This window comes from Victivallaceae bacterium, assembly GCA_036659455.1.
Lineage (GTDB): Bacteria > Chlamydiota > Chlamydiia > Chlamydiales > Chlamydiaceae > JAVXCN01.
Genome location: JAVXCN010000002.1, coordinates 1 through 25981, shown reverse-complemented (window position 1 = coordinate 25981; position 25981 = coordinate 1). Strand labels below are relative to the sequence as shown.

Sequence of the window (25981 nt, the reverse complement as noted above, 5' to 3'; positions counted from 1 at the left end):
ATAAATGCCTACAAATAATTAAGAAAAGTTTCCAAACAGCAAACCCGAGATCCTTTTAAAAATACGACATCTCCGTTTTTGACCATTCCAGATACTCTTTTTAAAGCAGGTTCCGTGAAATCGTGAAATTCCGCTTCGCAATCAAAATCATGACATATGGATTTTACGGGAGACCAAAATTTGCCTATAAAAATTACGACACATGCTTTCGAAAGAGCCAAAGCCCCTACCTTACAATGTCCTTCTTCCGAATACATACCGAGCTCTGCCATATGTCCTAATACCAAAACGACTTTACTTCCGATCTTGGGGATGGGAAGAGCTTCAAGAGCGGCTATCATAGCCTCCGGACTGGCATTATAAGCATCATTGATAATAATCACGCCGTTTTTTTCCGTTTTCTCAAAACGCATTGACGGTAACTTCAGTTTGGGAATGACCGATTCAATTTCTTCTTGGGAAAGACCGACAATCCAAGATAAAGCAATGGCAATCAAAAAATTCATATAAGCAGGCTTATAAGGGAATATAACTTTCAAATTATAATCCATAGAAGGAGTTCCTATAATCACTCCTTGATCGTTAATCCCTCGGTAAAAAAAATCCGCACCGGAATCGGTTAGAGAGAAAGAAAATTTTTCTGCTTTTGAGGGACGTTTTAAAAAGTCATGAAAAAACTCACTATCTCTAGGGAACAATTGAACTTCGGTTTTTTCCGAAGAAAAAATTTGTATCTTTTCCAGGAAAATATCCCTAATGCCACCCGGATAAAACAAAGCATGTTGCTCAGAAACATTCGTCACAACAGCTATCTTCGGAATTCCTATTTCTATTAAAGACCGCATATTACCGGGTTCCGAAGAAGCCATCTCTAAAATTAAAAAATCTTCACTCCCTTGCGACATCAAAATACTCAAAGGAAATGTAATCTGTGAATTAAAACTCTTAGGATTTGAAAAAACATCGTAAGCGGATGAAAACAAAACGGATGTGAAATCCTTAACGGTTGTTTTACCTAAACTTCCGGTAATACCGATCAGACTCGTTCCGTTCTTGTTCAGGAATTTCTTGGCAGCATCTCTCATAGAAGACACCACATCGGGAACGAATATCAATTCCAAACCGAAATCGGGTCCTTTATAATCCGAATCGACTACTGCGGCCACCCCTCCTTTTAAAGCAACTTCTTTTAAAAAATGATGACCATCATGTCTCATTCCCTTAACGGAAAAAAATAAATCTCCTTTTTTAACGGTGCGACTGTCTATCGTAAATCCCGAGATCTCTTTTTGCATACATGAAAAAAATCCGTCACAAAGAAACTCGTTAACCCAATCAACAAGCAATATCGAGGCCATAAAATGTTTTCCCTTTATCCAATTTTAATAAATCCAAACCGAAACACAATAAAACAAAAAAACGTTCTATTTTTTCCACTTTTAAAAATTTGCTCTTTTTAACCAAGGGTGTTACAATCAGCCCTTCATTCATGGACGGATTTCGCTTTTTGAGTTTAGGGTGGCATCGCCAAGCGGTAAGGCCGAGGCCTGCAAAGCCTCTATCCCCGGTTCGATTCCGGGTGCCACCTCATTTTCATTTCTTCGAAATGGTCGTTCTTCCCTAACCATAGGGATTGCTAACTAAAGTAAAAATTAATACACTGTACTTTGCTCAAAAACTAAAATCCACAATGAGGTCGTTATGAATATGCCAAAACATCTTATTTTCGGAAGGGAAGCAGGAGAGAAACTTGCCGCCGGGATTCTTAAACTTGCCGATGCGGTGGCTCCTACTCTAGGACCGAAAGGATGTAATGTTGGTTTACAAACTTGGAATTCTTCTAAGATCACCAACGACGGATTTACCATTGTAAAAGATTTCGTTTTATCCGATCAGTATGAAAATATGGGAGCGGAAATGGCTCGAGAAGTCGCTTCCAAAATTAAAGAGATGAGCGGTGACGGCACTACTACGGGAATCATTTTGCTATCCTCTATCGTTAACGAGGGGCTTAAAAATTTATCTTCAGGAATGCCTGTCAGAAAGATTAATGAAGGCATCCGTTTAGCGGTCGAAGCCATCAACGAAAAGATCATTAATTCATCCACGCAGATTAAAGATAATTCTCAAATCAAAAGTATTGCCATGGCCGCGGCATCCGGAAACGAGTCTATAGCGAGCGTGATAGCCGAGGCCTTCGAAAAAATCGGGCAAACGGGATTCGTATCGGTAGAAGCAGGCTCCACGATGGAAACGACCGTAGAAATCGTAAACGGTTTAGAAATTAAAAAAGGTTATGCGGGAGCTTATTTCATAACAGATACGGAAAAAATGTTAGTTGTCATGAACAGTCCTTACGTTTTGATTACGGATAAGAAGATTTCTTCCGCTCAAGAGATTTTACCGATTCTCCAATCTTTTGCTTCTACCGGAAAAGAGCTGGTCATCTTTTGCGATGATATGGACAATGATGTTCTCTCCACTTTGGTCGTCAATAAGTTGAAAGGCATACTTAAAGTAGCAGTAGTTAAAGCTCCCGGTTTCGGAGATCAAAAGATGGATAATTTGGAAGATATTGCTATTTTTACGGGAAGCAATCTCATTTCCGAAAATACCGGTACATTATTAAAAAATGTTACCTTAGACAGTTTGGGACGTTGCGATCGCATTGAAATCTCTTCGTCAACAACTAAGTTAATCGGATCTCATTGTCTCAAAGACGTTCTGAGCATGCGTTTGAGGCAGTTTGAGGTTGCGATTGAAGAACATCCCGAAAACAAGCAACAATTTTTATTAAGAAAAACTAGATTGGAAGGCAAGGTAGCCGTTATTAAAGTCGGAGCTTCCACAGAAATTGAGCTGCAGCAAAAAAAACAGGTCTTTGAAGATAGCGTGAACGCTACGAGACTTGCTATAGAAAGCGGATTCGTTGTCGGAGGCGGATTGAGTTTATTTAAGGCCGCTCTAGCTTTGCAGGATTTAGTCTCGCAACAAAAAGATCACGCAGTAGCCGTAGGCATTCGCTCCGTAATAAAAGCTTGCGAAGCTCCCTTGCGACGGATTATCCGAAATTCCGGATTGGAAGATTCCGTAATACTTAATAAAATAAATCATGCAGCGGATGAAGATATCGGATTTAACATGAATTCAGGGCATCTTGAAAATCTAAAAGAATCGGGCGTTTTAGATCCCACGTTAGTCATAACGAATATCCTAACCCATGCCTCTTCGATGGCACAGGTAATTTTAATGTCAGAAGTTCTTATTGGGGACGACAAGGATGATGATTAACCAGTTTTTAGAGAAGGATTTATGTCATCTAAGTTATCGAATAGTTTCAGACTTGCGCACCTGTCCGATATTCATTTTAATTATCTGACTTTTAATATTTTCAGCTGTTTCAATAAGCGATTTAAAGGTCTTCTTCGAAGAATTTTTTGTAATCTTCAATTTGAAAACGATTTTTTGTGCGCAAATTTACCGAGCTATCTTAAACAGGAAAATGTAGATTTAGTTTGTATAACAGGCGATCTTACTTTAACGGCCCTACCTAAGGAATTCCTTAAAGCCAGAGCGTTTGTCGACGAGATTGAGAATCTCGATATTACCGTAGATGTGATCCCTGGGAACCACGACGTCTATACTAATTGGGATTTTAACAAAAAAACGTTTTATCGTTATTTCCCGAATGATTCTCTTCAAAATCAAAAGGTATCTTTCAAAAATCTTAATGACTTTTGGTGCTTAATTAGTCTTGACTGTTCTTATAAAAACACCTGGTGCTCAGCGAACGGCATTATCTCACCGGAACAAATTACAACTATTGAAAACTTTTTATTTTCCATTCCGGAAAGAACGAATGTCGTTATCAGCAATCACTATCCATTACTTCCGGCCAAAAAAAGTTATAGAGACTTAATTAACGGAAAACTATTAAGAGATATGCTTAAAAAATTTTCTAACATTAAGCTATACCTACATGGACATGATCATCAAGCATGTCTTTACGAATTTAAGGATGGAAACCCGAATCTTATCGTTAACGGAGGGTCTACATCTTTGAAATCGAACTCTCAATTCAATCTTATCGATCTACTTCCTAATGGGTGTCGTATTACAAATATCCCTATAGCAACCATCGAACAAGATCAAAGATTCGTGCTCAAAGAACCTTCCTACGAAATAGAGTTTTAAAAACCTTTTTCAAGAATTTTATCGGCAACAGCTCCGCAAATATCAATCAATCGTTCCGAATCAACCATTGAAGGAGCGTCAGCCATGGCTACCAGTTTTTCAACCCAAACTTGTCTTTTAAGCTCTTCTTTGTTGCGAACACGCCTCCTCATCTTTTCAAGAAGACTCTTATCCTTAGATCTAGATCCAACACTTATTTTCAACTTTTTAATCATGATATTATGAATAAAAAATCATAGAAAATTTTTCAATATGAAAATCATGAATACACCTGTTTATTTAGCAACCCTTGCCTCATAAGCACCATTTCTCGTATCGACCTTAATGACATCGCCTTCTTCTACAAAAATCGGTACCATCACTTTGGCCCCCGTGTTAGTAACACACGGTTTTAAAACACGACCGGAAGCCGTATCACCTCTTACTCCCGGTGACGTTTCCGTAACGGTCAGCTCCATAAACACGGGAGCTTCTACGATAATGACTTCTCCGTTATAAAAAATAAGCGTGTATAAACACTCTTCAAGCAGCCAATTTTTTATATTTTCCAATTTGTCCCAGAAAACCTGCTCCTGATCAAAAGTTTCGTCACTCATAAAAGTGGCTCCTTCCTGATCCGTATACAGTAATCTCATTTGAACCTCAGCAACATCCGCCATCTCAACGGATTCTCCCGATTTGAACGTTTTTTCAATTACCCTTCCGGAAATCAAACTTTTAATTTTAATCCTATTGAAAGCCTGTCCTTTTCCGGGCTTGACGAACTCATTTTGCAGAATAATATAAGGTTGTCCCTCTAATTCGATTTTTAGACCGACCCTAAAATCACTGGTATTAACCCGAACCATAACTCTTTTCCCCCGAAGCAGAATTTAATTTCGTTAAGCACAAAAAGCTACATACTATAATGGTTTCAAATAAAAGTAATCAATGCGATAATCCAGCTTCGGATGTCGAAACGGTTTAATACCCAAGAAAAAAACAGCATGACCAATTCGTTTTTTGATAATGAATCCTTGAATTTTCACAATGATGCCGAAGATATTAATGAAGAACGGATTGCCAGAGAAACACTCGAACGTTATTCAGGATCGGACGTCACCCAATTCCGTTCCTATCTTCTTTTGACAAATTTTTCACATTATATTCGGGTATTCGCCGAAATGTGTCAGATACCCATTAATGAAGGTTCCATGTTTACAACAGCTCATTCTGTTGAATTGGATATCAGTATCTTGGATTTTAGGCTAGGATCTCCGAGTGCCGCTCTTACGGTAGATCTCTGTTCTTTTTTGCCCACGACTAAAGCAGCTTTGATGTTGGGGATGTGCGGCGGTCTCAGAAAACATTATTCCATCGGAGATTATTTCGTTCCAGTGGCAAGTATCAGAGGCGAAGGCACTTCCAATGCTTATTTCTCGCCAGAAGTTCCGGCTCTGGCTAACTTCGTGGTACAAAAAGTCACTACTGAAGTATTGGATCAAGCACATGCTCGCTACCACATAGGTATTACTCACACAACAAATATCCGCTTTTGGGAATTCAATAAAGCCTTTAGAAAACAGCTTTATGATACAAAAGCACAAGTAGCCGAAATGGAATGTGCAACGTTATTTGCAGCAGGATATAAAAGAAACTTACCCATTGGTGCTTTGCTTTTGATTTCGGATCTTCCTTTTCGAAAAGAAGGGATCAAAACAAAAGAAAGCGGTAACTATGTTCTTAAAAATTACAGTAAGGACCATATCCAAAAAGGCATCGAAATCATAAAAGCCTTAAGTCAAATCGTGATACAAAAATCAAGCGAGACACCAGACAAAAAAGGAGACCTGCCTCACATGGAAATAGGCGAGACGGAAGATCCCCTTTCATCCCTTTAATTACAAAATTCCCTTTAAGAAAGAATTCTTTCTAAAATTCCATGAGTCGTAAATCCAAATTCTTCCGCTAAGTCTGCCGGAGCTCCGGAAACACCGAAACTATCCATGCCGATAGCAAGTCCATCTCTTCCGATATATTTGTACCAGCCTATATCCGAACCCGCTTCAATGGAAATTCTTTTGCCCGAATTACCTCCTACTACGGATTCCTTATAGTCAATAGTCTGTTTTTCAAAAATTTCCCAACAAGGCATTGATACGACGCGCACATCTTTGCCTAATTTAATCAACTCTCTGGCGACTTCCAAAGCTTGAATTACTTCGGATCCCGTAGCAAAAATCGTATAATCCGGAGCATCGGATTTTTCTCTTAAAAGGATGTAAGCACCGCGACCCACTCCTTCTTCATAAGAAACAGCGGTCGATTCCAAAGTCGGTAAGTTTTGTCTCGACAGCACCATAACAGTCGGCCCGTCATAACATAAAGCTGCAACCCATGCCATTTTTATTTCATTGGCATCTGCAGGACGAATGACGTTCACTCCCGGGATTGCTCTCAAACTCATGATTTGCTCGATAGGTTGATGAGTAGGTCCGTCTTCTCCTATGAATATTGAGTCATGAGTAAACTGATAAATCACTTGTAATCCGGAAATAGCAGCTAATCTAACGGCATTTCTGAGATAGTCGGAAAAGACCAAAAAAGTTCCTCCGTAAACAGTGAACAATTTCATATAGGCCAATCCATTCATAATTGTTCCCATACCGAATTCTCTAATTCCGTATTTAATATTATGGCCGGAAAAATCGCTTCGAGAAATAGTCGCACTTCCCTTTAAATACGTACCGTCTGAACTCGATAAATCGGCAGAACCGCCGTACAAGTTAGGGATTCGTTCGAAGATAAAATTCAGAATCTTGTTAGAAAAAGCTCTTCCGGACACCGAAGGAGTCGTTTCCAATTCGGCAATCTGTTCACATAAAATATCAGAGACCGCATCAGCTTGAAAAACTCGTAGCTTATTATGAAGTTCCGGATACTTCTTACTCCAGGCTTTGAGCAAATCATTCCAATCGTTTTCTCTTTTTTTGTCTTCGCCGTTTTTATTTTTAAAAAATTCTTTCACTGATTGAGGAACATAAAAACATTCCTCGGACAACTTCCAATAATCTTTCGTTTCCTTAACCCCCTCTTCGCCCAGAGGTGAACCGTGAGCTTTATTGCTGCCTTCTCTTGAAGAGCCGCGACCTATCACGGTATGAGCTATAATTATTACGGGTTTATTTTGGCATAGTCTCAGTTCGGTAATAATTTTATGAAGAGCGGCTAAATCATAGCCGTCGATTTCATAAACCAACCACCCATAAGATTGAAATCGCATCTTGGTGTCTTCTCTCGAAACTTCGGACAATGGGCCGTCAAGAATGATATCGTTCGAATCATAAATAAGTATTAGATTGTTCAATTCCAAATGGCCTGCAAAACTGCAGACTTCATGACTAACGCCCTCCATCAGACATCCGTCTCCGCAAAGACAAAAAACTTTCGAATCGAAAATATCAAAGCCTTCTTGATTAAACTCGGAAGCCAAAATTTTCAGACCCAAAGACATTCCCACCGCATTCCCCAACCCTTGTCCGAGAGGGCCTGTGGTAGCTTCCACACCAGGTGTTAACCCAAATTCGGGATGACCGGGAGTTTTCGAGTGTAATCGACGAAAATTTTGAATATCTTCGATGCTGAGCTCGAAACCTACCAAATGCAAACAAGAATAAAGTAACATGGACCCATGTCCGGCAGATAAAACAAATCTATCTCTATTCAACCAATGAACATTTTTAGGATTGATTCTTAAAGCCATACCGTACAAATAAGCAGCTATTTCGGCACATCCCAATATCATGCCCGGATGGCCTGAATTAGCTCTTTGAATGGCCTCAATCCCTAGTTGCTTGATAACCCCAGCTATTTTTTCCAACATCTCTAAATCAAGATCTTTCATAAATGTCTTCTTACCCTTATTGGACGACTTCGATTTCTCAAAGACGCATTCTTTAAAACAAAAACCGACAATATAAGTCGTCCGTCCTTTAAATCCAAATACTGACTACAACAAAAAAATTACCCGAAATTCAAAAGCGCTCTCCGCAAAGAGAGCAATAATAAGAATAAACTTGAAAGAAACCTAAAAATTAATAAAAATTCTTCCTTGTGTTGATTCCGATCACTTAATGATTCCGTTAATATGCTTAGCAATGCCGTTAGAACAAAATTTTTGAAATTCTTTAAGGATCGGGGACATACGATAGTTCCTTCATCTCCTGTTTTTCCTCATAATGATCCCTCCATTCTGTTCACAAATGCCGGAATGAATCAATTTAAAGATATTTTTCTCGGTAAAGAACAGATCAATTATAGAAGAGCAGCAACGTCTCAAAAATGTATCCGAGCGGGCGGGAAACATAACGATCTTGATAATGTCGGCCATACCTCTCGCCATTTAACTTTTTTTGAGATGCTGGGGAATTTTTCATTCGGCGATTATTTCAAACAAGAGGCTATTGATTTCGCTTGGTCCGCTTCTCTGGACGTTTTCGGTTTCGATCCGAACAAAATAACGGCAACGGTTTACTGCAAAGATGATGAATCTTTCGATTTATGGAAAAGACATCTTCCTGAAAAAAGAATCATAAGATTAGGAGATAAAGATAATTTTTGGTCGATGGCCGATATAGGACCTTGCGGCCCCTGCTCCGAACTTCTTTATGATAGAGGTCCTGCATTCGGAGCCGCCGCTTCCCCCGAAGAAGATCTCGAAGGAGAAAGATTTCTTGAATACTGGAATCTCGTGTTCATGCAGTATAATCGAAACGAACAAGGAGAAAACGTTCCGCTACCTAAAAAAAGCGTAGACACAGGGGCCGGATTAGAAAGGGTGGTTTCTTTAATCAACGAACGGGCTTCGGTATTTGATTCCGATGTTTTGAGAGATTTGATAGCTCGAATTGAAATGATGTCCGGACAAACCTACACGCAAAGCGATCATGGATTAGACCCTTGTTTTAGAGTTATTGCCGATCACGTCCGTTCTCTATCTTTTGCCGTTGCCGATGGATTAAGACCCGGCAACACTGATAGAAGTTACGTTATAAGAAAAATCCTCAGACGAGCGGTTAATTACGGACGTCGTCTCGGGTTTAAGCAACCTTTCTTGTCCGAGCTCGTTCCCTCCCTAGTCCAATTGATGGGAGGAGCTTATCCCGAATTGGAAAAATCCAAGACCGTTTTGCAAGAAGTTTTTCATATTGAGGAAGAGAACTTTTTTAAAACTTTGAAAAGAGGAGGCTCTATTCTCAATACGGTTTTGGAAAATTCCAAAACATCCGGCCGAGTATCGGGAGCCGATGCCTTTAAGTTAAAAGACACCTATGGCCTACCTTTAGAAGAGATCGTACTCTTGGCTAAGGATAATCGTCTTACCGTCGATATGGAAGAATATGTCGCACTTGAACTCAAAGCCAAGGAAATTTCAAAATCAACTTGTAATAAATCCGATATCATTGCCGGCGACATCTATACCGGATTGACGCATACGAAATTCCTGGGTTATAATCGAACCGATCTCGCTACCGAAATTTCTGCGATTATTTCCGAAAGTACTCTCGTTTCCGAAATGCAAAAAGGACAAACCGGCATTCTGCTTCTCAATGAAACTGCTTTCTACCCGGAAAAAGGAGGTCAGATCGGAGATAAAGGACATATCGTCGGGCCATACGGAATTTTTAAGGTTTGTAACACTTATACTCCTTCGGCAGGAATCATTGCTCACGAAGGAGAGCTTATTCAAGGACGTTTATCGATACGTGATAAAGTACAAGCTTCCGTAGACACGGCTATTCGAAAATTAATCTCGACTAATCACACCGCCTGTCATCTATTGCACAAAATTCTTGAAACTATTCTTGGTGAACATATCAAACAGGCTGGATCTTTAATCGACGATAAAAAGCTACGCTTGGATTTTACGCATCCGAAAGCTCTTTCGAAAGAAGAGCTGTCTACCATAGAAGATGCAGTTAATGAGAAAATCAGAGATAACATTTCCGTAAATATTTATGAAGAAGAGTATCAGAAAGTTATTGAAAAGAAAGATATTAAGCAATTTTTTGGAGATAAATACGGTTCCGTCATTCGAATCGTCGATATTGGATTTTCAAAAGAATTATGCGGAGGAACTCACGCGACGCAAACCGGAGAGATCGGGTTTTTCAAAATAATAAAGGAAAGCGGCATTGCAGCCGGTATCAGAAGAATAGAAGCCGTAACCGGAAAACAAGCCGAGACAACCATTAATTCGAGTCTTGACGCCCTTTATAAAATCGCTTCGGTTTTATCATCACCTGTCGATCAATTAAATGAAAAACTCAAAGATATTATCAATGAAAATAAAGCTTTGAATAACCGTAATGCATGCTTAGAAGAACAATTAATCTCTCTTCACATTAAAAATCTTATTCCGGAAATGAAAATATTAAAGGGATTGAAGAGTTTTTATTTACATCTTCCCGAAGAAAAAAATGCTGCAATTCGCAAATATGCCGAAATCTTACATACGATTGAAAAACACGATATCATATCTCTTATTTCTTCTCATAAAGACGGTCGTTGCATCGTACTTTCAAGCATTTCTCCCAATCTCGTAAATAAAGGATTTCATGCGAATGATCTTCTGCAATACCTCTTGCAAGAACATGACGGTAAATGGGGCGGAAAAACTCATATGGCACAAGGTAGTTGTCGTATCGATCACTCAATAATTCTAGCCGATTTCATGGAAAAATGGATTCTAACCCACTAAAACTCGATTCGTTTTTATTAAGCAATATTCGAATAAAGCTTTCCCAAGACAAAAGCTTGTTAATTGAAAATATAACGGGGGCTTCGAAAGCTTTTTTAGCTTCTTGGATTTTTAAAAATACGGATTCTCATGTTATTTTCATTACCGACGACACCGGTATGGATACGTTATCGGAAGACATTTTTGCTATTTCCGGAATACGTCCTAAAGAGTTTCCGTCATCGGATAGAGAACTGTCAATCAACATGATCAATGTCGATGCAGTAGGACAACGAGATCAACTATTATGCGATTTCTTAAAGACTACCCAGCAACATTTCTGTATCACAGGTTTAAAAGCTTTGCTTGAAAAAGTTACAAATCCGGAAACTCTTCTGAGAGAAAATCTCACGTTGAAAATTGGTGAGAAATCCGATCCGGAAACCGTTTATGAGTTATTACTTGAACTCGGATACTGCCAAGTTTCGGTAACCGTGGAAAAAGGTGAAATGACATATAGAGGTGGCATCATTGACGTGTATCCTCTTTCCGCCTGCGAACCTTTTCGCATTGAATTTTGGGATGATACTATTTCTTCGATTCGATCATACAATCCCTCCGATCAAATTTCTACGGGACAAGTTACGGAAATCATGATCACTTCAGCCCAACCCATTAAAAATCACGGAGAGCTCACCGGATCCGTTTTTGACTATTTATCTGAAAATGTGACGATTATTTTTGACGACCTAGAGTTACTCGAAAATAAATATTCCGAATTGGCAGGCACTTTAAACCGCCTCCCCGGAATTTTCCGGACAATGACGGATTTATTGAAAAAAACGTTAAATCATCCAAAAATCTTCTTATCTCATCAAACAATCAATCAAGAATCCGTAAAAAGTAAATCCGAATTCTTATTAAATGCATTTTTAGTAGACATCCCGTCAACCCGAGTATCCTCTCCTTTTCTTTCTTCAGAGCAAATTTTTCTCAGTGAACAAAAGGACGATTTTTCATTAAAATCGATCTTAGAGATTGTGCAAGAGAAAGCAATGTTTTCTCCGGACTTAATCAATATTTTTCTTTACCGCAAAAAAACTCTTCTATCAACTGCTTCGCTTCCGGAACAAGATATAAAAAACGTTCGAGTACACATTAGGGAAGAAAATTTATCATCCGGATTCTATTTTCCTGAAAAATCGGTTTTTTTTATTTCTACCATTGAATTTTCGTCACAAAAAGTATTGAGACGACAAAAACAGAGAAATTACCGCTCGTCTTCAAGAGAAGAATTTTTTGTACCCATTCCCGGAGAAATCGTTGTTCATATTCACAACGGCATCGGGAAGTTCAAAGGCATTAGAAAAACAGTGCATCCGCAATCCAATCTCGAAAGCGAATATCTGGAAATAGAATATGCCGACAACGGAACTCTTTTGGTCCCGATGTCTCAATCTCACTTAATTATGAAATACGTCGGCACGTCGGAAAAAAACCCTACTCTACATAAGATAGGCAGTTCTAAGTGGAGCCGATGTAAACAAATGACGGAACAATCTTTAGTAGAATATGCAAGGCATCTCATACAGATGGAAGCCGAAAGAAATTTACGCAAAGCTTTCGTTTATCCCGATCACGGATCCGAAGTCCGTCTTTTCTGTGATTCATTTCCTTACGAAGAAACAACCGACCAGTTAAAGGCAATTGAAGATATTTTTTCCGATATGTGTTCGGACAAAATCATGGACCGTCTGATTTGCGGTGATGCGGGGTTCGGTAAAACCGAAGTAGCTATGCGAGCAGCCGTAAAAGCCGTATTTGACGGTAATAAACAAGTAATTGTCATGACGCCGACGACTCTACTGGCTATGCAACATTATGAAACTTTTACGGAACGTATGTTAGGACTGCCCGTTCGTATTGCCCTGTTATCACGATACTCCTCAAATCAAGAAATTAAACGGAATTTAGAAAGAATTCAAAGCGGAGAAGTCGATATCATCATAGGAACGCATCGAGTTATCAGCAAAGACGTAACATTAAAAAAGCTAGGCTTGCTTATTATTGACGAAGAACAAAGATTCGGTGTTCGTGTCAAGGAACATTTAAAACAACTATTTCCGGAAATCGATTGCCTAACATTGTCTGCTACTCCCATTCCTAGGACTCTCTATATGTCACTGGTCGGTGCTCGAGATCTATCGATTATAAGCGTGCCGCCTTCAGACAGACTTCCCGTTTCGGCTTTTATCTGTAAACACGATCCGGAAATCATTAAAGCGGCATTACGTCACGAATTGCTACGTGATGGGCAAGCCTATATTATTCACAACAGAATAGAAACCATTTTTGAATACGCTCAATTCATTCAAGAACTGATTCCCGAAGTAAAAATCGCAGTCGCTCACGGTAAAATGACCTCAACGGAGATTACCGAAGTATTTCGAAAATTCAAAACGAAAAAATGCAACGTCCTTATAGCCACCGCAATTATCGAGAACGGTATCGATATTCCGAATGCCAATACTATTATTATCGATAAAGCCGATCATTTCGGTCTTTCGGATTTATATCAAATGAAAGGTCGAGTAGGTAGATGGAATAAAAAATCCTATTGTTATTTTATGATCTCTTCCAAAAACGACCTGTATGGAGCAGCTATCGAACGTCTGGAAATTTTAACCAAGCATGAGCATGGGAGCGGTATGAAGGTCGCTATGCATGATTTAGAACTGCGCGGTTCCGGAAATATACTGGGAACGGATCAATCCGGACACATCAGCGCTATTGGCTTCAGTTTCTACTGTAAATTATTAAAAAAAACCGTGAAAGCCCTGGAAAATAAACAAAAAATATCCTTATTGAGAGAAGAAATTAAAATAGAATTTCCGGTTATTTCCGAAATTCCCGAATCCTACATACCGGAAAGTTCATTAAGGCTTGAACTTTATCAAAAATTAGGAAATGCAGAAACTTTCGATGAAATCGAACAAGTCATTTTCGAAATTCGAGATAGGTTCGGTCCTCTGCCTACTTCCGTCCTTTGGTTAATCGAATTGAATAAACTAAAAATTTTTGCAATGAAAAATAATTTTACTTTCATTAAAGGTGACTCTAAACTGGTGCGGGCCGACCAACAACACGGTAAGCAGGAAAAAATAAAAAATGCCTTTTCTTATTCCCTACAACAAGAGCCTGAGGGATTTTTTCAAACCATATCGGAAAAGTTAACCGCACTGTTCCCTTCCAGATCCGAATAGCTGCTTTTTCCTAAACAAGAGATCGTATTTCTATGTCGGAGTTTTTGAAAGCCTTGAAAAATCGGAGTCAAAAGACTCCTATATGGTTTATGAGACAAGTCGGACGCTATCTACCCGAATACCAACAATTAAAAAAGGAACACACTCTCAAAGAGTTATTTCACAGTGAAGATTTTATTGCCGAAGCGACTTATCTGGGTCCTCGGATATTGGACACCGATGCTGCTATATTATTCTCGGATATTCTAACCGTTTTGGACGGTTTTTCCTTAGCATATGATTTTTTGCCGTCATCGGGGCCCATAATAGATTATTCTCTGCAGGAATTAACTTTTACTAATGAACCGGAAATAATTTTTCGCCCGCTAATCAAAGGTATTCTATCACTAAAAAAAGAACTCAAAGTTCCTTTAATCGGGTTTGCTGGATCCCCTTTCACAATTGCTTCTTATTTGATAGACGGAGGCGCTTCCAAAGACTTTAAAAAAACGGGAATTCATATGAGACGTTATCCGAAAGAATTTTCGATTATGATAGATATTTTAATTGATGCAACAATCACTTATCTCAAACTTCAAATTCAAGCCGGCGTCGATGTTATTCAATTATTCGATTCTTGCAGTCATCAACTTTCCGAAGAAGATTTTTTAACTTATTCCGTTCTTCCGAATCAAAAAATTATACGGAGTTTACGTGAAAAATATGACACACCTATTATTCTCTTTTGTAGAAATTCTTCTTTTTATTTTCGAGAATTGATCCAAACGGGAGCGGATTGTTTGAGCATCGATTGGTTGACTCCTCTAAAAAAAATCAGGACCGGTATTCCCCAACACGTCGCCCTTCAAGGGAACATGCCTCCTTTGCTTCTCTGCGCTTCTCAACAAGAAATACAAAAATATCTAGATAAACACCTCTTGAAAAATTCGAACTATATTTTTAATACGGGACACGGTTTAGTACCGGAAACTCCCGTAGATAACGTGAAATTCACCATCGACTATATTAGAAATGGATTTTAATTTTCTTAAAGGGCTGGAACAACCCGTTCCTCGTTACACCAGCTATCCGACCGTTCCGGAATGGCATCAAAGCGATGAATCCGACTATCTCAAGGCCCTACAAACAATCAAAAAAACCGACCCACTCTCCCTTTATTTTCACATCCCTTTTTGTCGTTCTATGTGTCTTTACTGCGGCTGCTCCGTCATATTAAACCGTAATCCTGCTATCGAATATAACTATATCGATTCTTTGAGAAAGGAAATTCATCTGATCCGATCGATATTAACGGGCGTTCCGACAGTCACTCAAATCCACTTCGGAGGCGGCACGCCTTCCGGGTTACAATGTCAATCCTTAATCAAGCTTTTCAAACATATTCAAGAAGCCTTTATTATCGCCCCCGATAACGAAATCAACATGGAAGTAGACCCGAGAACGGTAATTGACGATAGCGGAGCATTTTTACAACTCCTCAAAAATCTAGGCTTTAATAGAATAAGTTTAGGTATTCAGGATACGAATCATAGAGTACAAGAAGCCGTTAAACGTAAACAAACATACTATCAATCGAAATATGCTTACGACCTTTGTAGAAAATTGGATTTCGAAAGCATTAACTTTGATCTCATATATGGACTTCCCTTCCAAACTTCAAACTCTTTTTCAGAAACTTTAGACCTTATTTTACAAATGAGACCTGACAGAATAGCCTTGTTCTCATATGCCAAGGTGCCCTGGTTAAAAAAACACCAACAAGCCATAAAAGACGATTGGTTACCAAGCATGGAAGAAAAATTTCGTATCTATTCAAGATCCCGAGATCGATTAATACAAGCGGGATATATAGCAATCGGAATGGACCACTTTGCTTTGCCTAAAGACTCTTTAGCCATAAGTTATTTGAACAAAACGCTTATTCGAAATTTTCAAGGATATTCCTTACCTCTTGCCGACAATCTGATTGGCTTTGGAATTTCTTCAACGGGATTCATCAATAATACCTATGTACAAAACACAAAATCTCTTGCATCATACGATGAATATTTACAAATTGATCGACTTCCGATTGCAAAGACTTTCATACTGAGTCCTGAAGATACCCTTAGAAAATGGGTCATACATAGATTGATGTGTCAGTTTGAAATTGAAAAATCGGAATTTCAAACTTCATTCGGGACTCCTTTCGATGATCATTTTGTTCAAATAAGACGCAAATTGATCGAAATGGAATCCGTCGGATTATTGAAGAATACCTGTGACCGATTATTCGTTACTCCTTTAGGAGAACTATTCGTAAGAGTAATCGCTACTGCTTTCGATGATTATTTAGCTAATAAAACAAATAATACCCCCATTTTTTCTCAATCCATATGATAAAAAAAATCGTTATTTTAGGAGCGGGGATATCCGGCTTGACTACAGCATGGCTTTTAAAGAAAAAATACGAAAATCATGTGCAAATTACGATTTTAGAAAAATCGTCGCGAGCCGGAGGAATGATCCGTACTGAATATATCGATAATTTTGTCCTGGAATCAGGACCTAATGCATTTCTCGTTAAAGGAAAAGGAGAAAAAACTCTAAAACTCATCAACGATCTGGATATAAATCGACAATTGCTTCCTTCCGAACCGACGGCACGCAAACGATACCTTCATTATCAAGGAAAAACATATCCCTTTAATCTTTTCTTACTATCCAAAATGGGATTATTTTCTTCTTTAATCAAAGATCTTCGTTGTAAAAAGCATGATTCGAAAGACGAAACTTTAAAAGAATTTTTATACAGACATTGTTCGCAAACATTCGTTCAGACCATTCTTTCACCTGTCATCACTGCCGTAAAAGCAGGAGATATCGATTTACTTTCTTCCCAGGCAACGTTTCCTACCCTAAAAAATTGGGAAAATCATTACGGTTCTCTCATTAAAGGAGCCTTGTGTAACCTTTGCAACTGGAAATCCATGCAAAAAAAAACGGGGACCCCTAGTTTATTTTCCTTAAAAGACGGGATGAATATTCTCACAGACACTTTATCTCAGAAAATGTCCGCAAATCTGAAAACTTTATTTCATACCTCTCATATATCCTTTAACCCCGACCAAACGGTTTCCATTCACTCCCCAGAAGAAACCGTTACTGCTAATCTCCTTATCAGTTGCGTTCCTTTATCGCAACTGCAACCCTTGCTGCAACCGCAAATTCCTTTAATTAACCGTTTGGCCGAACATATTGTTGAAAACCGATTGACTTGTGCCTCTTTTGGATGGTCAAAGATTCCTCTTCTTAAGCGAAGAGGTTACGGAATGCTGGTTAAAGATTCTTCGGATACATTAGGTTTTCTATGGAACTCCGATATATTTCCGGATAAAAACAAAGGGAAGACCCAAATATCAGTGTTAATGTCAGGAACAAAAGGGCAAGAAGAAGGCTCTAAATCTCTCTCTGATTACTTGAAAATTTCATTAGAACCTCAAGTCGTGTCAGTGTCGAAATCGAAACACGGGATCCCTCAAAGACTGCCTGGATTTATGTCGCTTTTATCTCGGACAACCCAAGAACTTCCGAGTCAATTGATTATTTCGGGTCAAGATGTTACCGGTCCGGGAGTCAATACTTGCATTTCCAATGCTTATGAATTAGTCGAAAACGGAATCGTGTCTGATTCCTTTTTAAAGCCATAAGCGCTTTTTCCGGAAAATCTGAATCTAACATCAGGAATATGGGACAACAAAAGATCTTTTTTAAAAATGACGATTCGCAGCCATTTCTTCTTTCAATTTTTCCAAAATAACCGATAGCCTTTAAGCAATCCTCCAATTAAGATTCATCCGATAAACATTTGGCGGGTTCTATGCAAGTACGATCATACAAATAAACATAAAGCCCATTTGTTTCTCAAACAACAACAAGCAAAAAATCTCCGAAAATAAAGAGAAATAATCCGAAAACAACTCCGAATCGGATTCTCTGAGTCCTAACAAAAAAAATGCTATCGAAATCAAATGTATTGGAACATAGCGTATGAGCTCTGAAATAATCGTTTAGATAAAAATGAGTAAAAATTTGCTCATATATCTAACTCAAACTTTTTTAAGAAAACATTTCACAGATATTCATCAACAAACTTTCTTCAAAAGAAAAATCAATTCCGAGACGAATATTTCAGGAGGATTTCCGGATAATACTTTTCATATCATTTTTTCTGCTTTTTCATAATTTGAATTAAGAATGCAAAACGAAGTATACGTTTCGGTCAATTCAATAGAAGCAGACCAATCTCGTGATGTAGCTTACCAACGATTCGAATAACCGCTTTTCAATCACCGCACGCTTCATAGATTCGGGTTAATCCGTTTTCTGATATCCCTAAAAATGACTACTTACATAGCAATTACAGACCTGAAATACCCATAAACACCTTCTCAATCGCCAATCATTGTCAAAACAATGAGCAAAACAATATTTCATCAGGTTGAAACGGGATCTCAACGAGAAAAATTAGAATAAAGACAGCTATCTGCACTCACAGTCTTTTGACCGTTTTCTTAAATTTGAAAGAAAAAATTATTCACAACAAAAAATCAATATTAACTTGCTAAAACAAAATAGATTAGAAAAAATTATTTATAATTTAAATGTACTGAAACAATAAAAAATAGTTGCGTGAATTTAAATAAAAAACTAATTACAAATTAAAACAGAATACCGTTTTAAAACATAGAGGAAGACATTCCATGGCTCTTAAAGACACTTTTAAATTAATGAAACACTTGCTGGATTCCTTACAAAAGGACTTAGCAAAAGCAGAAACAGGCAATAAAGCCGCTTCTCAACGGGTCCGTACCTTATCTATAAAATTTGAAAAAACGGCTAAAATTTATAGAAAAGAATCCATTAAATCGGAAAAATCCGGCTCCTTAAAGAAAGCCGCAAAAATCAAAAAAATGGATAAGAAAACCCCAACCTCGAAAAAAGTTTGTTGCGGAAAAAAAATGAGTGCACACCATTCAAAAGCTTCTTGCAGTAAAAACTCTAAAAAATTACCGGCTAAAAAATACACTGTCAAACCTTCCAAACCCATCAAATCTAAAAGAAAGTAAGTCATATCTTTAAAAAGAGCCCGTTTTTAATTAAGACGGGCTTTTATTTTTTTCGGGACTTATATACAAAGTTACCCTAACCCAAAAACCCGTTGTTAATGTTCTTTTGAAATTCAGTCATTGTCCATAAGCCCCAGAAGCTGAGGTTCATTTCCTTGTCGGCTTGATCTGTCAGCCACTTTTTTGCTGCTGCGGAGTAACCTTCACCATCCAATAAAATTACCGTAGGAATGCCAGTGTTGATGATGTTATAAAGCAGAAATGGGTATTTCTCATCCACAGAGCCTTTAGACTGCTGCCACTTGCACTCTATAATGAGATCGTCAGGAAATTTAGCGCGGTTGATAACAAGGAAATCCACCTTTCGCACCGTCTGATAAATGGTGCGTCCACAAGGAAGTTGCTTTAGATATTGCTTTCCTCCTATGGATTTCCGGTTATCAAAGGCTTGGGCTTTGTGATTCCAGAATTCTGTGTAGCTATGGGATTGCAGGGCTTGCTCTACAAAGCGTTCCAACTGGTTTCCCGTATGGTTAGCCTTGCCACCGCTATTAGTAGTTTCTGATGATGAGCTCATTCTCTTTGCCCCGTTGATTGGATTTGCACGATACCATACGGGATGCCATAACATCTTCAATGCTATAGATTTTATAAAGTTTTCTTACAAATTCAGTATCGGAGTTGGAAAGCATGAAATAACCGCCGGACTTGTTTATATCATGGCACAACTGTGCTAACTTTTCATGCTCTGCATCTGCGAAACCCTGCCCACTATACCCGTCATACGTCTTATGGTACGGCGGGTCAAGATAGTAAAAATCACCCTTAACAATCGGGGTTTGGGTAAACGGACGTTGCTGTATATCAATTCCCTGCAACAACTTGGAGGCATTGCGGAGGTTATCCTCATCCAGAATAGCCGGGTCTTTATAGCTACCCATAGGCACATTAAACTTTCCACTCTTATTGACACGGTAAAGCCCATTATAGCATGTTTTATTCAGGTATATGAATAATGCAGCAATTTTTACAAACTCTTTTTCACCGAACAAGCTATCCCGTGCCTTCAGGAAATAGTCTTTATCATGGTGTTGCCCATGAATTTTAAGCTGCTTAATGAGCGCGTCCACCTCATCACGCACCGCTTGAAAGGTGAGAACAAGGTGGAAGTTAATATCTGTGAGGCAAGCCTTGCGGGGCTGCACTTCAAAAAACAACGCTCCGCCACCAATAAAAGGTTCGTGGTAGGTGGTGTATTCCAGTGGTAGCCTTGCCTCCAGTTGCGGAAGTAAGGAACGCTTGCCTCCAACCCATTTCAGAAACGGACGTGCAGCAAGCAGCAATGTTTCAGGCTTTTGCTCATCGGAAATACCCGTTATTACCTGTTCAAAGGGGAGGGGTAGGTGGTCATGGTTTTTTGGCTTCCGGCTCATGCTGCCCTCGTTAGTGTTTTATAAGGTCAAGAATTCTGATTTTGACGTATTCCCCACGACCATGTTCTACCCTGTCATGTGGATAAAGCGAGCCTATTTTATTATAGGAACGGAAATCATCAGTATAAAGCTGCGTACCTATCTGCACATGCTCCACGATATTTTTTTTCAATAGTACACATTGTGACATTCTCTACCACGTTTGCACGGGCTTCACCGCCACGCTGTACCAACCCTACAATAGCAGTTTTAGCTTTGGTAATGCGCCCTTGCGTTCCTTCAATGCGTTTGCCTGGCATGTTTATTTTCTTTACGCCGATATAGGTTTCATCCACTTCTACCGTGCCGAAAAGCTGGTTATTGCCCTGCTGCATGGCTTGGCGAATACGATGATCCATAAACCACGCTGTTTTCTGCGTAACACCAACATGCTTTGCAAGCTGGATGGAAGAAATACCCTTAGTGCTGATGGTTAACAGGTAGATAGCCACAAACCATTTACGAAGGGTCAACTTACTTTCGCCAAAGATAGTATTGGTTTTGATAGTAAAATCCTGTTTGCATTTAGCACAACGAAAACGACCGCCTTTCATGCGGTAAATGCTGGTATGCCCGCAGTGAGCGCAGTATTCACCATTGCAAAAACGAGATGCTTCAAAGTGTTTAATGCAAGTTTCTTCATCCTTAAAGAAGGCAAGAAAATCAATGAGTGATTGGCACTGTGTTTCCATACCCCCCTTATATAGGATCATTTTAAGGTAGTTAAGTGCTAATTATAAAACATAATGAACTCGCATTTTTTATTTATCTAGGGTAACTTTTTATATAAGTCCATTTTTTTCTATGGAAAAATAAATGTCTTAATTAAGATCTGGAAAAACTTTATTCGGAATACATTCATCATGGACGATCGAACAATCGTCTGTCCTTATTACGGGAGCTGCGGAGGATGTTCTTATCCTCATGACACCTATTTTAAAGACGGTATCGATAGGAAAGAAAAGGATCTCTTAAGTCTTTTTTCCAATCTCTTAGAAGCAAATAGTAACGTTCACCCCCTTATCCCTTGTAGTCAACCGAAAAACTTTAGAAATAAAATGGAGTTTTCATTTTCGGACACCCTGTCCGGCGAAAGGTATCTCGGTCTATTATCTTTGGGCCAACCGAAACGTACTTTGAATATCGATAGCTGTCTTCTGGCTGATAGGGCAATCATCAGATGTCTCCAAATAACCAGAAACTGGTGGGATCAAAACCCTAAAATTCGATCTTATTATGCTCCGAAAAATAAAGGCTCCTTATGCTCTTTGACCGTAAGAAAATCTCCTTCAACCCAAGAACTCATGGTCATCTTAACTACATCGGGAAACCCTCAGTATACTTTGAATGAAAAAACGATACTTTCGCTTGTTGAAGATTTAAAAAACGGAGCGCCTTTAACATCTTTTATTTGGAGAAAGAAATACGCGCGCAAAGGCGTCCCTACGAGCTATATTCAATCGTGTCTCTACGGGAAAGATTACATCATCATCGATGTCGATCTTCCTGAAACTTCAATTAAACATAAGTTCGTCGTAAAACCCGATGCTTTTTTTCAACCGAATAATTTACAATTTTCCAATCTCTTCAAAACTATTTTAACATTAGCCGAACTACGTAAAGATCAGGTTCTTTTTGACCTTTTTTGCGGTTCAGGCACTATAGGAATAATGCTCGCTCCTTTCGTCAAACAAGTCATAGGAGTTGAGCTCAACAAAGATGCCGTATGTTCGGCGAATATGAATCTCGTTATCAATCGTATTGAATCAATGACGGTAGAACAAAACGATGTTAAGTCATTTATAAGAGGATCGTCTCTGAAGCCGGATGTCCTAATTTTGGATCCGCCGCGTTCAGGACTGCAATCTAAAATTATCAAATATCTTTTAAGATTCGACGCTCCCAAAATCATTTATGTGTCCTGCAATCCCAAAACACAGTTTGCCGATTGTCGAGAACTCGTTGATGCCGGTTATCGAATAACGGCTATGCAACCGATTGATCAATTCCCCTATTCTCCTCACCTAGAAAATATTGCCGTTTTACAAAAAGATTCGTCGGTTACTTTAAATAATTAGTAACTTAGCCATTTGATAACCGAGTTTTTCCAGTAAAAAAAGTTTTTATTCCCTAAAAAAGTCATTCTTAGGTATCCTTCCTCGTGACAGATGTCATTCGAAATGATGACATTCCATGACGTGCTGTTGGATAATCGTCTGAGCGGTTCGAAAGTTCTGTATGAACAATCGGTCTTCGTGAAACGATGGTGTTCTTTTAGATAATTTTTCACGGAAGGGTCACAATGATTCATACCTTTATACTTTCGGTAATCTCTTTATTAACCGTATCGAATTTTAAATTGTTTGCTGAAGAACAAGCACAAGGTGCCCGTTCTTTATTTTCTTCATCCACGTTACAACCCGTGGTTATGATTGGCATTGCATTAGTTTTCTTTTATTTCATTTTGTGGAGACCAGAGAAAAAAAGACGACAAGCAGCCGTAGAAAGACAAAAATCTCTTAAAAAAGGAGATAAAGTCACAGCGATGGGTATTATAGGCACTGTAGACGAAGTAAGAGAAAATACTGTCGTTCTATCTATAGAGAACGGAAAAATGGAAGTTTTGAAAGCCGCAATTGCCGATACTTTTAACAAAACGAATGAGACCCCTAAAGAAAACGGTTGAATCATTATTTTTTAATTGTTTTTAGATAATAAAGTTGTTAATTCTTCTCATGTATTATCTTTTTTAAGGTCTTCATATGTTTTTGGGGCTTCAGAGCCTTAAGCTTATCGGTATTTCAAGTATCGTATTTGCTCTCGTATGTGTTTTTTTGTGCTTTTTCATCCTTTTGGTAAAAAAGTATCTTTTAAGTTCTAAGCCCTGCAAAATTAAAATCAATGACGATGATAGTTTAATAAAAATTGTACCGGAAGGTATTTCCTTGCTTAACGCTCTTCAAAATGAAGGCATAGGAATACCTTCTCCTTGTGGCGGTAAAGCAACTTGCAAACAATGTAAACTGCAAATTACCGACGGAGTCGGTACTCCTCTTGACATCGATAAGTCCACATTTTCAAAAAAACAACTAAACTCAGGATGGCGTTTATCATGCCAATACAAAATTCATCACGATCTTTCGGTACTCGTTGAAGAACGATATCTTACGGCTTCTACGTGGACAGGTACCGTCGTCTCCAATGCAAATGTAGCGACTTTTATCAAGGAATTAGTGATTAAGTTGAACGATTCGTCCGTCATTCCCTATAAACCGGGCGGATACTTACAAATATATGTTCCCCCATTTACAACAAATACTTCGGATTGGAAATCTACGATGGATTCTCTTTATTATTCGGATTGGGAAAAATTGGATATATTTAACAGGAAAATCGATTTTTCCATGTTAACTCCTAACGCTGATTCAAGGGCATATTCTCTTGCTTCTTATCCGAAAGAAGCTCCTTTCCTAAAATTTAACATACGAATTGCAATACCACCGATGAAAGACAATCGCATTCAAGAAAATATACCGTGGGGTTTGTGTTCGTCATATCTTTTTTCTCGCAAACCTGGAGATTTTATCACAATGACAGGCCCTTACGGCGAATCTTTTATGCAGGACAACATAAAGCCTCTTATTTTCCTTATAGGAGGAGCAGGATCTTCATTTGGGCGTAGTCACATATCCGATTTACTCAAAGATAAGCATTCTCAAAGAGATATCAGCTTATGGTATGGTGCTCGATCCTTAAAAGAAAACATTTATGGACAAGATTATCTGGAACTGGAAAAAGAATTTCCCAACTTCCATTACCATTTAGTCCTATCGGAACCGCTCCCTGAAGATATAGCAGACGGATGGGACATCAATAATCCTATTAAGACTAACTTTTTATTTAAAGCCTTTGAGCTGGGGCAACTGAAATTACTGGAAAATCCTGAAGATTACCTATTTTACGTATGCGGACCACCCATGCACAATAAAAGCATTCTTAAATTATTGGAAGATTACGGTGTTCCTCGAAGTTCGATTATATTGGATGATTTCGGAAGCTAGTTATAGACTTTTTTTAAATATCCAAACTTTTGAAAACAAAATTAACAATTAATCTTAAAGCCTTTGGGAACTTATCGTTCTTTTCTCAAAGACGATTCGTTGATCCGTTTTATGATTGATAATGAGTTTTGTATACGCCGTTTATTGATATCTCGACACAAAAGAAGAATAAGCAGCCACTAAGAAGCAATTAACACCAATACCCAAACCCAGAGACACTAATACGCATGTAACTCTTCATTAATACGCATGTAACTCTTCATTTAAAAGCTACACGCCCGTTGCAGCAGAATATAGAAGATTATTTTTACAATTAAATTTCATTAAAACCATATTGTATTTAAAAAATTATCTTTAAACAACAAATACAGCCATAAAATTAATACTAAAGAATAAACAAAATCTATTACTTATTTAAGGGTAAAAAGAAACGTAATTTACAACAAGAAAACAAACTGAAAGATATAAAAGAAACAAAAACTGAAATGATAACGCTATAAAACTTAATAAAAAAAGCTTGGCAACAACCTACTCTTCCATACTCTTGTGCATAGTACCATCGGCGATAAAAGGCTTAACTTCTGAGTTCGGAATGAGATCAGGTGTATCCCTTCCTCTATAGTCACCAAGCTAGCTATTAATATATTTAGTAATGAAGCATTCACCTACATTAAATGACGTTTAAGAACAAAAGTTCACGAAAAACTATTAAACTTAAATGGATCATCATAAATTCAACGAGAAAGCTTATTAAGCTTTCTCTATGATAAAAAACCAAGTCAATGGACTTATTAGTATTGGTTAGCTAAATACATTACTGTACTTACACATCCAACCTATCAACCACGTGTTCTACATGGAGTCTCATAGGGATACCTTATCTTAAGGGAGGCTTGGCATTTAGATGCTTTCAATGCTTATCCTTTCCGAACTTAGCTACTCGGCTATGCTCTTGGCAGAACAACCGACACACCATAGGTTCGTCCATTCCGGTCCTCTCGTACTAGGAACAGCTCCTTTCAAGTATCCTACGCCTGCAAAGGATAGAGACCAAACTGTCTCACGACGTTTTGAACCCAGCTCGCGTACCGCTTTAATTGGCGAACAGCCAAACCCTTGGGACCTTCTCCAGCCCCAGGATGCGATGAGCCGACATCGAGGTGCC

The 25981-nt window shown here is 38.5% G+C and carries 19 protein-coding genes, 1 tRNA gene and 2 rRNA genes; 13 read left to right on the top strand and 9 right to left on the bottom strand.

Features of this window, described 5'->3' with window-relative positions; translation table 11 throughout:
* Window positions 1-8: 8 nt before the first annotated feature.
* Complete coding sequence (gene murF, locus RSA43_04120; GenBank protein MEG2496461.1) at window positions 9-1358, bottom strand: UDP-N-acetylmuramoyl-tripeptide--D-alanyl-D-alanine ligase; 1350 nt, start codon at window positions 1356-1358, stop codon at window positions 9-11.
* 159 nt (window positions 1359-1517) lie between these two features.
* Between murF and RSA43_04115 the strand changes: the two genes are divergently transcribed.
* The 3 genes from RSA43_04115 to RSA43_04105 all read left to right on the top strand — a co-directional run bounded on the left by RSA43_04115 (window position 1518) and on the right by RSA43_04105 (window position 4194).
* Window positions 1518-1588, top strand: a tRNA-Cys gene (locus tag RSA43_04115).
* Window positions 1589-1707: 119 nt separating this feature from the next.
* Window positions 1708-3291: a chaperonin GroEL gene (groEL, locus tag RSA43_04110; GenBank protein ID MEG2496460.1), complete on the top strand. Its 1584-nt coding sequence runs from the start codon at window positions 1708-1710 to the stop codon at window positions 3289-3291.
* Window positions 3292-3312: 21 nt separating this feature from the next.
* Window positions 3313-4194 (top strand): metallophosphoesterase, encoded by an 882-nt coding sequence (locus RSA43_04105; GenBank protein ID MEG2496459.1) that lies wholly within the window; start codon window positions 3313-3315, stop codon window positions 4192-4194.
* Here the strand turns inward: RSA43_04105 and RSA43_04100 are convergent.
* On the bottom strand, window positions 4191-4409 hold the full coding sequence (locus tag RSA43_04100) for a hypothetical protein (GenBank protein ID MEG2496458.1): 219 nt from the start codon (window positions 4407-4409) through the stop codon (window positions 4191-4193). The genes RSA43_04105 and RSA43_04100 overlap by 4 nt on opposite strands.
* A 60-nt stretch (window positions 4410-4469) precedes the next feature.
* Window positions 4470-5042, bottom strand: coding sequence for an elongation factor P (efp, locus tag RSA43_04095; protein MEG2496457.1), 573 nt, complete (start codon window positions 5040-5042; stop codon window positions 4470-4472).
* Window positions 5043-5144: 102 nt separating this feature from the next.
* On the opposite strand from efp, the gene RSA43_04090 reads away from it, so the two are divergent.
* On the top strand, window positions 5145-6074 hold the full coding sequence (locus RSA43_04090) for an AMP nucleosidase (protein MEG2496456.1): 930 nt from the start codon (window positions 5145-5147) through the stop codon (window positions 6072-6074).
* A gap of 14 nt (window positions 6075-6088) precedes the next feature.
* On the opposite strand, the gene tkt is transcribed toward RSA43_04090, so the two are convergent.
* Entirely contained in the window at window positions 6089-8077 is a 1989-nt protein-coding gene (gene tkt, locus RSA43_04085) for a transketolase (GenBank protein ID MEG2496455.1), read from the bottom strand.
* Between the two features lie 243 nt (window positions 8078-8320).
* Here tkt and alaS point away from each other — a divergent pair, with 243 nt between their 5' ends.
* From alaS to RSA43_04055, 6 genes are all read left to right on the top strand, one after another.
* Window positions 8321-10933, top strand: coding sequence for an alanine--tRNA ligase (alaS, locus tag RSA43_04080; protein ID MEG2496454.1), 2613 nt, complete (start codon window positions 8321-8323; stop codon window positions 10931-10933).
* The gene (mfd, locus tag RSA43_04075; protein ID MEG2496453.1) at window positions 10915-14175 is read left to right on the top strand and encodes a transcription-repair coupling factor; all 3261 of its coding nucleotides are present in this window, start codon (window positions 10915-10917) and stop codon (window positions 14173-14175) included. Before alaS ends, mfd begins: the two co-directional genes overlap by 19 nt.
* Window positions 14176-14207: 32 nt before the next feature.
* Complete coding sequence (gene hemE, locus RSA43_04070) at window positions 14208-15197, top strand: uroporphyrinogen decarboxylase (protein MEG2496452.1); 990 nt, start codon at window positions 14208-14210, stop codon at window positions 15195-15197.
* Window positions 15187-16554, top strand: coding sequence for an oxygen-independent coproporphyrinogen III oxidase (gene hemN / locus RSA43_04065; GenBank protein ID MEG2496451.1), 1368 nt, complete (start codon window positions 15187-15189; stop codon window positions 16552-16554). Before hemE ends, hemN begins: the two co-directional genes overlap by 11 nt.
* On the top strand, window positions 16551-17864 hold the full coding sequence (gene hemG, locus RSA43_04060) for a protoporphyrinogen oxidase (GenBank protein ID MEG2496450.1): 1314 nt from the start codon (window positions 16551-16553) through the stop codon (window positions 17862-17864). The genes hemN and hemG overlap by 4 nt, the downstream gene beginning before the upstream one ends.
* A 1053-nt stretch (window positions 17865-18917) precedes the next feature.
* On the top strand, window positions 18918-19283 hold the full coding sequence (locus RSA43_04055) for a hypothetical protein (protein MEG2496449.1): 366 nt from the start codon (window positions 18918-18920) through the stop codon (window positions 19281-19283).
* 76 nt (window positions 19284-19359) lie between these two features.
* Here RSA43_04055 and RSA43_04050 read toward each other — a convergent pair whose 3' ends face one another.
* The 3 genes from RSA43_04050 to RSA43_04040 form a co-directional block, all read right to left on the bottom strand.
* Window positions 19360-19860: a hypothetical protein gene (locus tag RSA43_04050; protein ID MEG2496448.1), complete on the bottom strand. Its 501-nt coding sequence runs from the start codon at window positions 19858-19860 to the stop codon at window positions 19360-19362.
* The gene (locus RSA43_04045) at window positions 19835-20716 is read right to left on the bottom strand and encodes a DNA adenine methylase (GenBank protein ID MEG2496447.1); all 882 of its coding nucleotides are present in this window, start codon (window positions 20714-20716) and stop codon (window positions 19835-19837) included. The genes RSA43_04050 and RSA43_04045 overlap by 26 nt, the downstream gene beginning before the upstream one ends.
* Window positions 20717-20835: 119 nt before the next feature.
* Window positions 20836-21447 carry an IS1595 family transposase gene (locus tag RSA43_04040; GenBank protein ID MEG2496446.1) on the bottom strand — a complete coding sequence of 204 codons (612 nt, stop codon included), beginning with the start codon at window positions 21445-21447 and terminating at the stop codon, window positions 20836-20838.
* A gap of 171 nt (window positions 21448-21618) precedes the next feature.
* On the opposite strand from RSA43_04040, the gene rlmD reads away from it, so the two are divergent.
* The 3 genes from rlmD (at window position 21619) to nqrF (ending at window position 24816) form a co-directional block, all read left to right on the top strand.
* Entirely contained in the window at window positions 21619-22833 is a 1215-nt protein-coding gene (gene rlmD / locus RSA43_04035; GenBank protein MEG2496445.1) for a 23S rRNA (uracil(1939)-C(5))-methyltransferase RlmD, read from the top strand.
* A 224-nt stretch (window positions 22834-23057) separates the two neighbouring features.
* Window positions 23058-23441, top strand: a complete 384-nt coding sequence (gene yajC / locus RSA43_04030; protein ID MEG2496444.1) for a preprotein translocase subunit YajC — start codon at window positions 23058-23060, stop codon at window positions 23439-23441.
* A 76-nt stretch (window positions 23442-23517) separates the two neighbouring features.
* On the top strand, window positions 23518-24816 hold the full coding sequence (gene nqrF / locus RSA43_04025; GenBank protein ID MEG2496443.1) for an NADH:ubiquinone reductase (Na(+)-transporting) subunit F: 1299 nt from the start codon (window positions 23518-23520) through the stop codon (window positions 24814-24816).
* Between the two features lie 515 nt (window positions 24817-25331).
* On the opposite strand, the gene rrf is transcribed toward nqrF, so the two are convergent.
* Window positions 25332-25446, bottom strand: a 5S ribosomal RNA gene (gene rrf, locus RSA43_04020).
* Window positions 25447-25586: 140 nt separating this feature from the next.
* A 23S ribosomal RNA gene (locus RSA43_04015) occupies window positions 25587-25981 on the bottom strand; the annotation flags it as partial.